This window comes from Microbacterium sp. 22303 (assembly GCF_052045265.1).
Classification (GTDB): domain Bacteria; phylum Actinomycetota; class Actinomycetes; order Actinomycetales; family Microbacteriaceae; genus Microbacterium.
This window is the reverse complement of record NZ_JBQEOQ010000005.1, coordinates 145,426-158,803: the sequence shown is the minus strand read 5'-3', so window position 1 is coordinate 158,803 and position 13,378 is coordinate 145,426. Positions and strand designations below refer to the sequence as shown.

The window sequence follows — 13,378 nt, the reverse complement described above, 5'->3', positions numbered from 1 at the left end:
ACCGCGTTTCGTCTCGTCGCTTCGCTCCTCGCTCAACGACCGGCACACAGAAAGGCCAATGATGCCGAAACTCACCACCTCACTCGACGGCTACGAGGTCTGGTTCCTCACCGGCAGCCAGCATCTGTACGGCCCCGAGACTCTCGCGCAGGTCGCCGAGCAGTCGCAGCAGATCGCGCGGATCCTCGACGAGGCCGGCGACGTGCCGGTGCGGATCGTGTGGAAGCCGGTGCTCACCGACGCGGCCGCCATCAAGCGCACCGCGCTCGAGGCCAATGCCGATGAGAAGGTCATCGGCCTGATCGCCTGGATGCACACCTTCAGCCCCGCGAAGATGTGGATCGCGGGCCTCGACGCGCTGCAGAAGCCGCTCGCGCACCTGCACACGCAGGCCAATGTCGAGCTGCCCTGGGCCGACATCGACTTCGACTTCATGAACCTGAATCAGGCCGCGCACGGCGACCGCGAGTTCGGATACATCCAGACCCGGCTCGGTGTGCCGCGCAAGACGATCGTCGGGCACGCGTCCGATCCGCGCGTGCAGCGCGAGCTGGGCACCTGGCAGCGCGCCGCGGCCGGTCTCGCCGCGAGCCGCGACCTCAAGCTCGCCCGCTTCGGCGACAACATGCGCTTCGTCGCGGTGACGGAGGGGGACAAGACCGAGGCCGAGCTGTGCTTCGGCGTGCAGGTGAACACCTGGGGCGTGAACGAGCTCACCGAAGCCGTCGCCGCGGCGGCCGAGACCGACATCGACGCGCTCGTCGCCGAGTACGAGGAGCTGTACGAGGTCGTCCCCGAGCTGAGGCGGGGAGGGGAGCGGCACCAGTCGCTGCGCGACGGCGCGGCGATCGAGCTTGGTCTGCGCGCGTTCCTGGAGGAGGGCGGATTCAGCGCCTTCACCACCTCGTTCGAGGACCTCGGTGCATTGAAGCAGCTCCCGGGGCTCGCCGTGCAGCGGCTCATGGCCGAGGGGTACGGCTTCGGCGCGGAGGGCGACTGGAAGACGGCCGTGCTCGTCCGCATCGCGAACGTCATGGGCGCCGGCCTGCCCGGCGGGGCAAGCCTCATGGAGGACTACACCTACGATCTGACCCCCGGCGACGAGCTCATCCTCGGTGCGCACATGCTGGAGGTCTCGCCCTCGCTCACCACGCGCAAGCCCACGCTCGAGATCCACCCGCTCGGCATCGGCGGCAAGGAGGACCCGGTGCGCCTGGTCTTCACCGCGGATCCCGGATCCGCGGTCGTCGTCGCCCTCAGCGACATGCGCGACCGGTTCCGCCTCACCGCCAACGTCGTCGAGAACGTCGCGCCGCGCGCCGCGCTGCCGAAGCTACCCGTCGGCCGCGCCGTGTGGAAGCCGCAGCCCGACTTCACGACCTCGGCGGCTGCGTGGCTGACCGCTGGTGCCGCGCACCACACCGTGATGTCCACGGCCGTGGGCATCGAGGCGTTCCGCGACTTCGCCGAGATGGCGGAGGTCGAGCTTCTCGTGATCGACGAGAGCACCACTCTGGGCGAGTTCCAGAAACAGGTGCGCTGGAACCAGGCGTACTACCGCCTCGCCCAGGGGCTGTGACCGTGGCGGAGCCTCGCTCCGGCCGGCAGCTGCGCATCGCGGCGCACGGCTACGAGGCCGACATCGCGTCCGTCGGGGCGACCCTGCGCGCGCTGCGGTTCGAGGGGCGTGATCTCGTCGTGCCGTTCGACGCCGACGAGGTGCGGCCAGGGTACCGCGGCGCGACGCTGGCGCCATGGCCGAACCGCATCGTCGACGGACGGTACTCCTTCGGAGGGGTCGAGCACCGGCTGCCCCTCACCGAGCCGGAGCGCGGCCAGGCGCTGCACGGGCTGGTCGCGTGGAGCGAGTTCGCCGATCGGACCGTGGATCAGGATCGCGTCGTGCTGGCCACGACCATCGAACCCCAGACGGGCTATCCGTTCCGCGTCGAGGTCGAGGTGGAGTACCGCCTCGGCGCCGACGGGCTCACGCAGACCGTGACCGGGCGCAACCTCGGCGTCGACGCGGCGCCGTGGGGGACCGGTCCGCACCCGTATCTGGTGGCGGAGCCGGCCCCGATCGCGGATGCCGCGGGAGGAACGGGATCCGCTGTGCCGCCCGTCGACGGCTGGACCCTGCTGCTGCCCGCCGCGGCGGTGCTCACCGTCACACCGGATCGGCTCAGTCCGGTCGCCCTGGAATCGGTCGAGGCGTACCCGGACTGGGACTTCCGCACACCGCGCCGGATCGGGGCCACGTTCATCGATCACGCGTTCACGGCGCTGTCGCAGACGGGCGGATCCACGACGGTCGAGCTGCGCGCCGGTGAGCGCGGCGTCGCCCTCACCTGGGATGCGGCCTGCCCGTGGGTGCAGATCCACACCGCGGACACCCCGGACGATCACGCCACGCACCGGCGCGGACTCGCGGTCGAGCCGATGACCTGCGCGCCCGATGCGTTCAACTCCGGTGCCGGCCTCGTGGTGCTGGAACCCGGTGCGGCGCATGCCGTGAGCTGGCGGATCCACGCGCTGTAGCCGACACGTCGTCGCGACGTGCGCGGCGCCGGAGTTCACCGAGCGGGGCAGTTCTGCCCATCGATCTGGGTCGGGCCGCTCGCTAGTCTGAACCCATGGCCACAGAGGGGGAACCGCCGCAGGGCGGACATGAGCTCGATTTCGGAACCGGGTCGCAGGATCCGACTCCGCCACCGCCGGCGGCGCCGGCAGATGGCGAGACGGTGGACACCGCATCCGTGCCTCCGGTCGCTCCGGGACAGTCGCATCCCGCACCGGAACAGGCCTTCCCGCCACCCGGCCAGCCCGCGCCGGCACAGTCGGGAGCGGAGCAGGGCCCGCCGTACGGCACGCAGCCGGATCAGCCGTACGCGGGGCAGCCGGGCCAGCCGTACGGCGCGCAGCCGGATCAGCCGTACGCGGGGCAGCCAGGCCAGCCCTATGGTGCACAACCCGGACAGCCGTATCCCGGTCAGCCCGCGCAGCCGTACGGGGCGCAGCCCGGGCAGGCATACCCCGGCCAGCCGTACGGTGCGCAGCCGGGCCAGCCGTATCCCAGCCAGCCGGGCCAGCAGTACCCGGCCCAGCCCTATCCAGGCCAGCCAGGCCAGCCTGGCCAGCCCTACGCCGGCCAGTCCTACGGTGCCCAGCCCGGTCAGCCCTACCCGGGCCAGGCCGGCGGTGCGCAGCCGCCGAAGAAGTCGTCGAAGGGCTTGCTCTGGGGCCTGATCGGTGGCGGTGTCGCCGTGCTCATCATCGCGATCCTGGTCGTCGCCCTGCTCGTGGTGCCGGCTCTCACCCGCTCCTCGGTGACGGCGGCAGACACGGTGAAGGCGTACCTGACGGCCGTCTCCAAGAGTGACGCGAAGGCCGCGCTCGGCTATCTCGAGAGCGTCCCCGACAAGAAGCTGCTCACCGACTCGGTGCTGAAGGCCTCCGACAAGCTCGGTGGCCTCAGCCACATCTCGGTGCAGAAGGGCGGCGAGAGCAAGTACGCCGCCACGGTCCCGGCGACGTTCGAGGTGGGCGGGCGCACCGTGTCGACGACGTACGAGGTGTACAAGGACAAGGACACCTGGAAGATCGCGAACGGCGTGACGCCGATCTCGCTGGACAGCCTGCGCGGCCTGGACGCGACATTCAACGGCGTTCCCACGGCCGAGATCAGCAACGCATATGTCTTCCCCGGCACTTACGAGATCGCGATGGACTCGAAGTACTTCTCGATCGATGGCGACTCGACCTTCGCCATCGCGTCGTCCGATGACGCCTCGGCGTTGTACGACGTGCACACGAAGCTCAACGATGCCGGCGTCACCGAGTTCCGTTCGCTCGTGCGCACGGCCGTCGAGGCGTGCGTGGCCATGAAGACGCTGGCGACGCCGTGCGGCATGGACATCACCGCGATCGACCTCTCCGGCGCGAGCCCGGTGGAGGGCACGGTCACCCGCACGCTCACTGCGGACGGCAGTGCGAAGCTCGATGCCCTGGAGCCGGAGAGCGGTGGATCCACGCCGACGGTCGTCTCTGCATACGACTACATCAGCGTCGACATGAGTCTGCAGGGCAGTGACGGCCAGACGTACACCGTCACGTTCGGCGGGACCCTGGACACCCCGACGGTGGACTTCGGAAAGGCCGATCCTCAGGTCACCTGGGAGCAATGAGCGACTGACTCCACCCGCACACGAGGGAACCCCCGCCGACCCGATTCGGCGGGGGTTCTGCGGTTCGTGACCGCGTGGGCGCCCGGGCAGGAAATGCCGGGCGCATCCCGTGGCGCGGGGAGACGAGCACCCGATCCGGTCAGCGTCTGCGGCCCGCGCACGATCCGTTGTACGTGCCGAAGGTGACCGGCAGGTGAACTCGGCGGCAGGTGTCGATGAATTACATGGGAGCCCTCCTAACTGCATGGGTGACCATGTAATCTGGATCCAGCGTCGACGACGACGCAGAACCAGGAGCACACGATGATCCGCGACATCACTCACTTCATCGGAGGATCCGAAGTCCCCGGCAACTCGGGACGCTGGGGGGAGGTCTTCGATCCCTCGACCGGTGCCGTGCAGGCGCGGGTTCCGCTCGCGAGCGCGGACGAGGTGCGTGCGGCGATCGCGAACGCCGAGGCCGCTCAGCCCGCGTGGGCGGAGACCAACCCGCAGAAGAGAGCACGTGTGCTCATGCGCTTCCTCGAGCTGATCCGCGATGAGATGGACGACCTGGCCGCCCTGCTCTCCAGCGAGCACGGCAAGACGCTGGACGATGCCAAGGGCGACATCCAGCGCGGCGTCGAGGTGATCGAGTTCTGCGTCGGCGCTCCGCACCTGCTCAAGGGGGAGTACTCCACCGGCGTCGGCACCGGTATCGACGTGTACTCGCTGCGCCAGCCGCTCGGCGTGGTCGCCGGTATCACCCCGTTCAACTTCCCCGCGATGATCCCGCTCTGGCAGATGGGCCCGGCGATCGCCGCCGGCAACGCGTTTATCCTCAAGCCCAGCGAACGCGACCCCTCGGTGCCCGTCCGGATCGCCGAACTGTTCCTGAAGGCGGGCCTGCCGGCGGGGATCCTCAACGTCGTGCACGGCGACAAGGAGGCCGTCGACGTGCTGCTCACCGACGAGCGGGTGCGCGCGATCGGCTTCGTCGGATCCACCCCGATCGCGGAGTACATCTACACGACCGCGAACGCGCACGGCAAGCGCGCACAGTGTTTCGGCGGGGCGAAGAACCACCTCGTGGTCATGCCCGACGCCGACCTGGACCAGGCCGCCGACGCCCTCATCGGCGCCGGCTACGGCTCGGCGGGGGAGCGCTGCATGGCGATCTCGGTCGCGGTGCCGGTCGGGGAGGAGACTGCGGACGCGCTCGCCGCGAAGCTCGCCGAGCGCGTGGCCGCGCTCAAGGTTGGCCCCTCGCTCGAGCCCGGCATGGACTACGGCCCGCTCGTGAACCGCGCCGCGGTCGAGCGCGTGACCGACTACATCCAGCAGGGCATCGATGCCGGTGCCGAGCTGCTCGCCGACGGGCGGGGCTTCGCCGTGGACGGTCACGAGGAGGGGTTCTACCTCGGCCCGACGCTGTTCGACCGCGTCACGACGGACATGTCGATCTACCGGGAGGAGATCTTCGGACCGGTGCTCGTGATCGCCCGCGCGGCGGACTACGAGGAGGCCCTGCGGATGGCGTCCGAGCACGAGTTCGGCAACGGCGTGGGCATCTTCACCCGCGACGGCGACGCGGCTCGCGACTTCGTGGCCCGGGTGAACGTCGGCATGGTCGGCGTGAACGTGCCGATCCCCGTGCCGATCGCCTACTTCACCTTCGGTGGATGGAAGCGCAGCGGCTTCGGCGACCTCAACCAGCACGGTGCCGACGCCTTCCGCTTCTACACGAAGACCAAGACCGTGACGAGCCGCTGGCCCGCCGCCGGCGTCCGCGAAGGCGCCAGCTTCGTCATCCCCACGATGCACTGATCCTTTCTGGTCGTTGAGCGAGGACGCGAAGCGACCGAGACGACACGCCGCCCACAAGGAGCAACCACATGACCACCGTCGCCACCCCGATCACGATGACCAGCGAAGAGCGCGCCGCCATCCTCGGCGCCGTGCGCGAGTTCGCCGAGACCGAGCTCGCCCCGTTCGCCGCCGAGCGCGACGAGAAGCACCTCTTCCCCCGCGAGACTCTGCGCGCGGCGGGCGAGCTGGGCCTCGGCGGCATCTACGTGCGCGAGGAGTCCGGGGGCACCGGGCTCGAGCGCGTCGACACCGTCGCGATCTTCGAGGAGCTCGCCAAGGGCGACCCGACGATCGCCGCCTACATCTCCATCCACAACATGGTCGTCTGGATGATCGACAGCTATGCGACCGACGCACAGCTCGCGCGCTGGATGCCCGAGCTCACCACGATGCAGGGACTGGGCAGCTACTGCCTCACCGAGCCGGGAGCAGGATCCGACGCCGCGGCGCTCGCGACGAGTGCAACCCGCGAAGGCGATGAGTACGTGCTCACCGGTGTGAAGCAGTTCATCTCGGGCGCAGGCGAGGCCGCCGTCTACATCGTGATGGCCCGCACGGGAGCCCCGGGAGCGCGCGGCATCTCCGCCTTCCTGGTTCCGGGCGACGCGGAGGGTCTCAGCTTCGGGGCGCCGGAGAAGAAGATGGGCTGGCATGCGCAGCCCACCCGCCAGGTGATCCTGGACGGCGTCCGGGTCCCGGCGACGAACATGCTCGGATCCGAGGGGCAGGGCTTCGCGATCGCGATGAGCGCGCTGAACGGCGGCCGCCTCAACATTGCGGCCTGCTCGATCGGCGGTGCGCAGTGGGCGCTGGATCGCGCCGTGCAGTACGTGCACGAGCGTGAGGCATTCGGCGAGCCCCTCGCGGAGAAGCAGTCCATCCTGTTCGCCGTCGCCGACATGCGCACGGACCTGCAGGCCGCTCGGCTCATGGTGCGCGACGGTGCGCAGGCTGTGGACGAGAAGGCACCGGACGCCACGATGCGCTGTGCGATGGCCAAGCGTTTCGCGACGGACGCCGGCTTCGATGTGGCCAACAGGGCCCTTCAGCTGCACGGCGGGTACGGGTACCTTCAGGACTACGGGATCGAGAGGGTCGTCCGTGATCTGCGGGTGCATCAGATCCTGGAAGGGACGAACGAGATCATGAGACTCATCGTCGGACGCGAGATGCTGCGCCCCTCCGGATCCGCCTCCATGCGTCAGGGCCTCCAGCGCAGCGGCGAGAACACGCAGATGCAGGTGGCGTCATGACGCGGATCGCGTTCCTCGGCCTCGGCCACATGGGCCTGCCGATGGCGAAGAACCTGCTCGCCGCCGGGCACGAGGTGATCGGCTTCGACGTGGTGTCCGCCGCGGTCGACGCCGCTGCGGCCGCAGGGCTGCCGGTCGCGCAGTTCGGCGTGGACGCCGTCGCCGGCGCCGAGGTCGTCATCACCATGTTCCCGGCCGGCAAGCACGTGATCGCCGCCTACGAGAACGAGCTGCTGGGCGCGGCGGACCCCGGCACGCTGTTCATCGAGAGCTCGACGATCGCCGTCGACGAGGCGCGCGTCGCGCATGCCCTCGCGATCGAGGCCGGGCACCGCAACATCGACGCCCCCGTGTCGGGCGGCGTCGTGGGGGCTGAGAACGGCACGCTCGCCTTCATGGTGGGCGGATCCGACGAGGACTTCGCCGCGGCGCTGCCGCTGCTCGAGGCCATGGGCAAGCGCATCGTGCACTGCGGCGGGCCCGGGCTCGGGCAGGCCGCGAAGGTGTGCAACAACATGATCCTCGGCATCTCGCAGATCGCTGTGGCCGAGGCGTTCGTGCTGGGCGAGCGGCTCGGCCTCGAGCACCAGGCGCTGTTCGACGTGGTGTCGCAGGCATCGGGTCAGTGCTGGTCGATCACGACGAACTGCCCCGTGCCCGGGCCGGTGCCCACGAGCCCCGCCAACCGCGACTACCAGCCGGGGTTCGCCGGCGCGCTCATGGCGAAGGATCTGGGGCTCGCGCTGCAGGCGATCGAGGGCACGGGCACGGACGCGCAGATGGGCCGGCTCGCGCAGCAGATCTACGCGACGTTCGCGGCCGGCCCGGGTGCCGCCCGCGACTTCTCCGGCATCATCACCGACATCCGCGACGCGTCCTGACCCGACCCGTGCCCTGACCGCGAGACTCCATCTGGGCGACGAGACTGCACGATTCGGGCGCAGTCTCGTCGCTCAAATGGAGTCTCGCGGATCCTCTCCCCCCGCTCGGACGAGAGGGACACCCTCCGTTCACCGACATCGGAGATACTGGAAGCGCCACGAAGGTGCGGCGAAAGGATGACCATGGCCACGAGCGAGTACGAGACGATCCTCACGGAGCAGCGCGGACGGGTCGGCTGGATCACCCTGAACCGGCCGCAGGCACTCAACGCGCTGAACTCGCAGGTCGCCGAGGAGGTCACCGCCGCCGCCACCGCCTTCGACGCGGACGAGGGCATCGGTGCGATCGTCGTGACGGGATCCGAGAAGGCCTTCGCCGCGGGCGCCGACATCAAGGAGATGGAGGGGATGTCCGCGGCCGAGATCACCGCGACCGACCACTTCGGCGTGTGGCGCGACTTCGCCGCCGTGCGCACTCCGGTCATCGCCGCCGTGTCCGGCTTCGCCCTGGGTGGGGGATGCGAGCTCGCGATGATGTGCGACATCATCCTCGCCGCGGACAACGCCAAGTTCGGCCAGCCCGAGGTGAACCTCGGGGTGATCCCCGGCATGGGCGGCACGCAGCGGCTCATCCGCGCGGTCGGCTACTACAAGGCCGCCGAGCTCGTGCTGTCCGGGCGGATCATGGGTGCCGAGGAGGCCGAGCGCGCGGGGCTGGTGTCGCGCGTGGTTCTGACGGCCGAGCTGCTCGCCGAGGCGTCGACGCTCGCTGAGACGATCGCGTCGAAGTCGCTGCCGTCGATCCTCGCTGCGAAGGCGACGCTCGACGCCGCCATGGAGACCACGCTCGCGGTCGGACTCGATATCGAGCGCGAGGCCTTCGCCTCCCTGTTCGATACGGTCGACCAGAAGGAGGGCATGGCCGCCTTCCGTGAGAAGCGACCGCCCCAGTTCGTGAATCGGTGATCGACATGGCCGACATCCGCTCCCTCGGATCCTTCCCGGATCCGTCCGGCGATGATGCAACCGGGCGTGACCGGGACGACTCCAACGTGGTGCCGCTCTTCGCGGACGGCGCACTGCCAGACTCCGACGATCTGCGGCTGTCGGAGGACGACCGGCGAGAGCTGGTCGGCTGGACCATCGCCTGCGCCGAGCGGCTGCTGCCGCTGTTCCAGGTCGAGCGTCCCGACGACGACCGCCCCCGGGAGGCGCTCGCCGCCGCAGAGGCGTTCCTGCGCGGCGAGCTCGACATCGACGCCGTGCGGGAGAAGGCGTTCGCCTGCCACGAGGCCGCGCGGCAGGCGCAGGATCCGAGTGCCGTCGCCGCTGCGCGCGTCTGCGGGCAGGCGGTGGCCGTCGCGCACCTCGCCGGACACAGCCGTCAGGTGCCGCGGCACACCGCCCGGGCGTTCCCCGGCGACCGCTCCCGCCGCGACGAGGAGCTCGCCTGGCAGCGGATGAACATCCCGGCCCGCTTCGACGCCTACGTGTACGACGGCGACTGAGTCGGCTGCCCGGCAGCGCCGGCGGCGGTCAGGATCCGTGACCGCGAGTCAGTCCTCGGAGACGACGACTGTCACCTCGATGTTCCCGCGGGTCGCATTCGAGTACGGGCAGACCTGGTGCGCGGCGTCGGCGAGAGCCTGGGCCTGGGCCTGCTCGAGCCCGGGGAGGACGACCTCGAGGCGCACCGCGAGCTGATAGCCGCCCTGGCCGTTCGGGCCGATCTGCACGCGGCCGGCGACGGAGGAATCGGCGATCGACACCTTCTGCGCACGGGCCACGGAATGGAGCGCGGAGTGGAAGCACGCGCTGTATCCGGCGGCGAAGAGCTGCTCGGGGTTGGCGCCGTCGCCGGAGCCGCCCATCTCGCGGGGGATCGCCAGGTCCAGTTCGACGCGGCGGTCGGTCGTGACGACCCGGCCGTTGCGGCCGGCTCCGGTTGCGATGGCTTCGGCGGTGTAGAGGACGTCCATGGGTGATCTCCTTCGGATCGAGGTGGAGGTGGTCGGTGGGGTCACGGCTGCGACGCGCGGCCGGCGGCGACGGCGTGCATGGATGACGAGATCGTGTGCAGTCTGCGGATGAGGTCTTCGGCACTCGTGCGATCGGGAAGGGCGAAGCCCTCGGCGATCTGACGGGGGATCTCGCGGAGCTCCTCGCGCAGACGAAGGCCGTGAGCGGTCAGTCCGATCGAGACGACCCGCTCATCGGGGGAGCGACGTTCGCGCACGATCAGATCGCTGCTCTCCATGCGGCGCAGAAGAGGGGACAGGGTGCCGGAGTCGAGCTGCAGGCGATCGCCGAGCGACGAGACCGTCTGCTCGCCGTCCAGCCACAGGGTGACGAGCACCAGATACTGCGGGTACGTGAGGCCCCACGGTTCGAGCAGCACACGATAGGCCTGGGTCGTCGCGCGGGTCGCGGCGTAGAGCGCGAAGCACACCATCTCGTCGGTTGCAGCCATGCCGCAAGCATTGCACACAAGTTAGTTGTGCACAACTTAACTGACCGCGCTTGCGGGGTGGTCCCGCCGGCATCCGTGGACGACTCGTACGGTTCGCACCGTCGGTGATCGGGCTCGATCCCGCCTCGCCGGTTCGCTCGCTGGTCGCGAATTGCGGTTTTGCGCGCGGGAAAGCCGCAATTCGCGACCACTGAACGGGCCAGGGCCGGGGCCAGGGCCCGGGCCAGGGCCCGGGGGCGGGGGCTTGAGGAGCCGGCTCGAGGTGGGGCTGCGGTCAGCCGCGCAGCTCGTCCAGGGCCTTGGCGATGCGGCGGTCGCGGGTCGCCTCCTGCTTGGCGTCGGCGACCGACCCCGCGATCTCCTTGCGGCGAGTGAAGCTGAGCGCCTCGTAGGCGGCGGTGAGCCCGGCCTCGGCGAGGGCGGACGTCAGCGTGTCGGGCACGTCGACCGTGCGCTCGGCGACGTCCGGCGTGATCACCGCGTCGAACTCCTCGCCGAGCTCCACGCCCATGGCGGCGCGGTTCGCCTTGCTGAAGCCGATGAGGTTCTTGCCGCCCATGCGCGCGAGCCGCAGGCGTGCGGTGTTCTCCCCGATCGTGACCGCGACGGGGAAGGCCTTCGCGGTGCTGATCTCCGCGACCTGTGCATCGGAGAGCACGATGGCCCCCGCCAGCCCCATGGGCTCGAGGATGGTGCGGATCCGCAGTTCGGTCATGCGCGTCAGCTTACGACCGCTCCGCCAGAGCGGCGAGGGTGTCGCCCCGCTGCTGGATGAGCCGGACCAGATGCCGCCTCATCACGAGTGCGTCGACGACCCGCCCGATCGGGCCGAACGGCGAGCGGAACACGATCTCGTCGCGCATCAGGGTCGCGCGCTCGCCGGAGCGCTCGGGATTCCCCGGAGCCGGATCCGGCTCGAAGATGTGGCGGTGCCGGAACTCGGCGAACGGGCCGCGGATCTGCCGGTCCGAGAACGCGTGCGGCGCGTCCACGTCGAACACGAGCGAGGTCATCCGGAAGCGGATCCCGAAATGCCGGGCGTCCCAGGTGACCGTGTCGCCCTCGGTCATCCGGCCGGAGCGCACGCCGTCGGCGATGCGCTCGTCGTGCGCCACCATCGAGTCGACGTGCACGCCGACGTCCAGGGAGAGGGCGAACACTCGCTCGATGGGTGCGGCGATCGTCCGCTCCAGGACGAACGATCCCATCAGAGCGGATCCGGCTGCGGACGCGGGTCCGCGAAGTCCCCGGCGGCCTTGCGCATGCGCGCCACGATCGCGACGAGATCCGCGCCGTCCTCGGGGGTGATCCCCGGATCCGCGAACACCTCGTCGTTGAGCGCCGTCGTGGCCCGTTCGACGAGCTCGCGTCCGGTCTCGGTGAGCTCCAGCAGGGCGGCGCGGCCGTCGTGCGGGTCGCGGTGCCGGGCGATGAGGCCGTCGCGGACCAGGCGGTCCGCCGTGCTGGAGACGCTCGTCGCATGCACCTGCAGACGCGCGACCACGCTCGACAGCGGCAGGGTGCCCGTGCGGCTGAAGGCGAGCAGTCGCAGCACCTCGTAGCGCGCGAAGGACAGTGCGAACGGTCGCAGAGTGGCATCCACCCGGGCGAGCAGCAGCTGCTGGGCCCGCATGACCGATGTGACCAGCGACATGCCGTCGGCGGCGTGGTCCCAGCCGTGCGCGAGCCACTGCCTCTTCGCCTCGGCGAGAGGGTCGACGGGCAGCGGATGCGGACGGGCCATTCCCCTACGTTACCGGGGCGGGAAACGGATCCTCGTCGGCTCGCTGGCACCCGAAAGGCGCCGTCGAGGGCGCGAAGGGCGGTGGCCACGGTCTCGGTGCGCCGTGTGGCGCGAGCGTGGCCGGCCCGTCTTGCCTGGTGAGACTGAATGTCACCGAGTGTGAGATCGAATTCCACAACTCTCGCCCGCTAGACTCGTCGCAAGCGCAAACGGAGGTTCGATGAAGATCTACGTCCTGGTGAAAGAGGTTCCCGATACGTACGGGGATCGCAAGCTCGACCTGGAGACGGGTCTGGCGGACCGCGGCGCGGGGGAGGTCGTGCTCGATGAGATCACCGAGCGCGCTCTCGAGGTCGCATTGAGCTACGCCGACGCGAACCCCGGGACCGAGGTCGTGGCGCTGTCGATGGCTCCCGAGTCGGCGACCGCATCGATCCGGCGAGCACTCGCGATCGGCGCCGGATCCGCGGTGCACGTCGTCGACGAAGAGCTGCGCGGCGCTGACCTGGGCCTGACCGCGGCGGTGCTCGCGGCGGCGATCCGGCGCGGCGAGCCCGACCTGGTCATCACCGGAAATCTCTCCACGGATGGATCCGGGGGAGTGATCCCGGCGATGCTCGCCGAGCATCTCGGCTTCGCGCAGGCGACCGCGCTCAGTGCTGTGGCGATCGCGACCGACGCCGTGACGGGCACGCGCGCGACGGACTTCGGATCCCAGCAGGTGAGCGCGCCGCTGCCCGCCGTGATCTCGGTCACCGAGGCGCTGCCCGACGCGCGCTTCCCCAACTTCAAGGGCATCATGGCGGCCAAGAAGAAGCCGCTGGAGGTGCTCTCGCTGGCCGACCTCGGTGTGAGCGCCGACCCGGCGGAGGCGCCGCAGACCATCCTCACAGCCGTGGCCGAGAAGCCGCCGCGCGCGGCAGGCGTGAAGATCACGGATGAGGGCGACGCGGCCGCGCAGCTCGTCGAGTTCCTCGCGCAGAACAGGCTGGTGTGAC

Annotated in this window: 14 protein-coding genes; 9 read left to right on the top strand and 5 right to left on the bottom strand. The window is 70.1% G+C overall.

The features are described from left to right. Nucleotides 1-61 precede the first annotated feature (61 nt). The 8 genes from araA (at nt 62) to ACTJI8_RS15015 (ending at nt 9,674) form a co-directional block, all read left to right on the top strand. Nucleotides 62-1,579, top strand: a complete 1,518-nt coding sequence (araA, locus tag ACTJI8_RS15050; RefSeq protein ID WP_440734431.1) for an L-arabinose isomerase — start codon at nt 62-64, stop codon at nt 1,577-1,579. Between the two features lie 2 nt (nt 1,580-1,581). Beyond that, nucleotides 1,582-2,538: an aldose 1-epimerase family protein gene (locus ACTJI8_RS15045; RefSeq protein WP_440734228.1), complete on the top strand. Its 957-nt coding sequence runs from the start codon at nt 1,582-1,584 to the stop codon at nt 2,536-2,538. Between the two features lie 95 nt (nt 2,539-2,633). Next, on the top strand, nt 2,634-4,184 hold the full coding sequence (locus ACTJI8_RS15040) for a hypothetical protein (RefSeq protein ID WP_440734227.1): 1,551 nt from the start codon (nt 2,634-2,636) through the stop codon (nt 4,182-4,184). A gap of 303 nt (nt 4,185-4,487) precedes the next feature. Beyond that, nucleotides 4,488-5,990 carry a CoA-acylating methylmalonate-semialdehyde dehydrogenase gene (locus ACTJI8_RS15035; protein ID WP_440734226.1) on the top strand — a complete coding sequence of 501 codons (1,503 nt, stop codon included), beginning with the start codon at nt 4,488-4,490 and terminating at the stop codon, nt 5,988-5,990. Between the two features lie 68 nt (nt 5,991-6,058). Beyond that, nucleotides 6,059-7,285, top strand: a complete 1,227-nt coding sequence (locus ACTJI8_RS15030; RefSeq protein WP_440734225.1) for an acyl-CoA dehydrogenase family protein — start codon at nt 6,059-6,061, stop codon at nt 7,283-7,285. Continuing rightward, complete coding sequence (mmsB, locus tag ACTJI8_RS15025) at nt 7,282-8,166, top strand: 3-hydroxyisobutyrate dehydrogenase (RefSeq protein WP_440734224.1); 885 nt, start codon at nt 7,282-7,284, stop codon at nt 8,164-8,166. Before ACTJI8_RS15030 ends, mmsB begins: the two co-directional genes overlap by 4 nt. A 183-nt stretch (nt 8,167-8,349) precedes the next feature. Then, nucleotides 8,350-9,132 carry an enoyl-CoA hydratase-related protein gene (locus ACTJI8_RS15020; RefSeq protein ID WP_440734223.1) on the top strand — a complete coding sequence of 261 codons (783 nt, stop codon included), beginning with the start codon at nt 8,350-8,352 and terminating at the stop codon, nt 9,130-9,132. Between the two features lie 5 nt (nt 9,133-9,137). Further along, nucleotides 9,138-9,674 (top strand): putative immunity protein, encoded by a 537-nt coding sequence (locus tag ACTJI8_RS15015; protein WP_440734222.1) that lies wholly within the window; start codon nt 9,138-9,140, stop codon nt 9,672-9,674. 48 nt (nt 9,675-9,722) lie between these two features. On the opposite strand, the gene ACTJI8_RS15010 is transcribed toward ACTJI8_RS15015, so the two are convergent. The 5 genes from ACTJI8_RS15010 to ACTJI8_RS14990 form a co-directional block, all read right to left on the bottom strand. After that, nucleotides 9,723-10,145, bottom strand: a complete 423-nt coding sequence (locus ACTJI8_RS15010) for an organic hydroperoxide resistance protein (RefSeq protein WP_440734221.1) — start codon at nt 10,143-10,145, stop codon at nt 9,723-9,725. A 41-nt stretch (nt 10,146-10,186) separates the two neighbouring features. Further along, nucleotides 10,187-10,636: a MarR family winged helix-turn-helix transcriptional regulator gene (locus ACTJI8_RS15005; RefSeq protein WP_440734220.1), complete on the bottom strand. Its 450-nt coding sequence runs from the start codon at nt 10,634-10,636 to the stop codon at nt 10,187-10,189. Between the two features lie 274 nt (nt 10,637-10,910). After that, the gene (locus ACTJI8_RS15000; RefSeq protein WP_440734219.1) at nt 10,911-11,351 is read right to left on the bottom strand and encodes a YdeI/OmpD-associated family protein; all 441 of its coding nucleotides are present in this window, start codon (nt 11,349-11,351) and stop codon (nt 10,911-10,913) included. Nucleotides 11,352-11,361: 10 nt separating this feature from the next. After that, nucleotides 11,362-11,844 (bottom strand): SRPBCC family protein, encoded by a 483-nt coding sequence (locus ACTJI8_RS14995; RefSeq protein ID WP_440734218.1) that lies wholly within the window; start codon nt 11,842-11,844, stop codon nt 11,362-11,364. After that, on the bottom strand, nt 11,844-12,380 hold the full coding sequence (locus ACTJI8_RS14990; RefSeq protein WP_440734217.1) for a MarR family winged helix-turn-helix transcriptional regulator: 537 nt from the start codon (nt 12,378-12,380) through the stop codon (nt 11,844-11,846). The genes ACTJI8_RS14995 and ACTJI8_RS14990 overlap by 1 nt, the downstream gene beginning before the upstream one ends. A gap of 220 nt (nt 12,381-12,600) precedes the next feature. Between ACTJI8_RS14990 and ACTJI8_RS14985 the strand changes: the two genes are divergently transcribed. Continuing rightward, complete coding sequence (locus ACTJI8_RS14985) at nt 12,601-13,377, top strand: electron transfer flavoprotein subunit beta/FixA family protein (RefSeq protein ID WP_440734216.1); 777 nt, start codon at nt 12,601-12,603, stop codon at nt 13,375-13,377. The last annotated feature ends 1 nt before the right edge of the window (nt 13,378 follow it).

What these genes read in the sequence shown, in the direction of transcription:
- araA (WP_440734431.1), top strand. Translation starts at nt 62, where the DNA reads ATGCCGAAACTCACCACCTCACTCGACGGCTACGAGGTCTGGTTCCTC.
- ACTJI8_RS15040 (WP_440734227.1), top strand. Translation starts at nt 2,634, where the DNA reads ATGGCCACAGAGGGGGAACCGCCGCAGGGCGGACATGAGCTCGATTTC.
- ACTJI8_RS15035 (WP_440734226.1), top strand. Translation starts at nt 4,488, where the DNA reads ATGATCCGCGACATCACTCACTTCATCGGAGGATCCGAAGTCCCCGGC.
- ACTJI8_RS15030 (WP_440734225.1), top strand. Translation starts at nt 6,059, where the DNA reads ATGACCACCGTCGCCACCCCGATCACGATGACCAGCGAAGAGCGCGCC.
- mmsB (WP_440734224.1), top strand. Translation starts at nt 7,282, where the DNA reads ATGACGCGGATCGCGTTCCTCGGCCTCGGCCACATGGGCCTGCCGATG.
- ACTJI8_RS15020 (WP_440734223.1), top strand. Translation starts at nt 8,350, where the DNA reads ATGGCCACGAGCGAGTACGAGACGATCCTCACGGAGCAGCGCGGACGG.
- ACTJI8_RS15015 (WP_440734222.1), top strand. Translation starts at nt 9,138, where the DNA reads ATGGCCGACATCCGCTCCCTCGGATCCTTCCCGGATCCGTCCGGCGAT.
- ACTJI8_RS15010 (WP_440734221.1), bottom strand. Translation starts at nt 10,145, where the DNA reads ATGGACGTCCTCTACACCGCCGAAGCCATCGCAACCGGAGCCGGCCGC.
- ACTJI8_RS15005 (WP_440734220.1), bottom strand. Translation starts at nt 10,636, where the DNA reads ATGGCTGCAACCGACGAGATGGTGTGCTTCGCGCTCTACGCCGCGACC.
- ACTJI8_RS15000 (WP_440734219.1), bottom strand. Translation starts at nt 11,351, where the DNA reads ATGACCGAACTGCGGATCCGCACCATCCTCGAGCCCATGGGGCTGGCG.
- ACTJI8_RS14995 (WP_440734218.1), bottom strand. Translation starts at nt 11,844, where the DNA reads ATGGGATCGTTCGTCCTGGAGCGGACGATCGCCGCACCCATCGAGCGA.
- ACTJI8_RS14990 (WP_440734217.1), bottom strand. Translation starts at nt 12,380, where the DNA reads ATGGCCCGTCCGCATCCGCTGCCCGTCGACCCTCTCGCCGAGGCGAAG.
- ACTJI8_RS14985 (WP_440734216.1), top strand. Translation starts at nt 12,601, where the DNA reads ATGAAGATCTACGTCCTGGTGAAAGAGGTTCCCGATACGTACGGGGAT.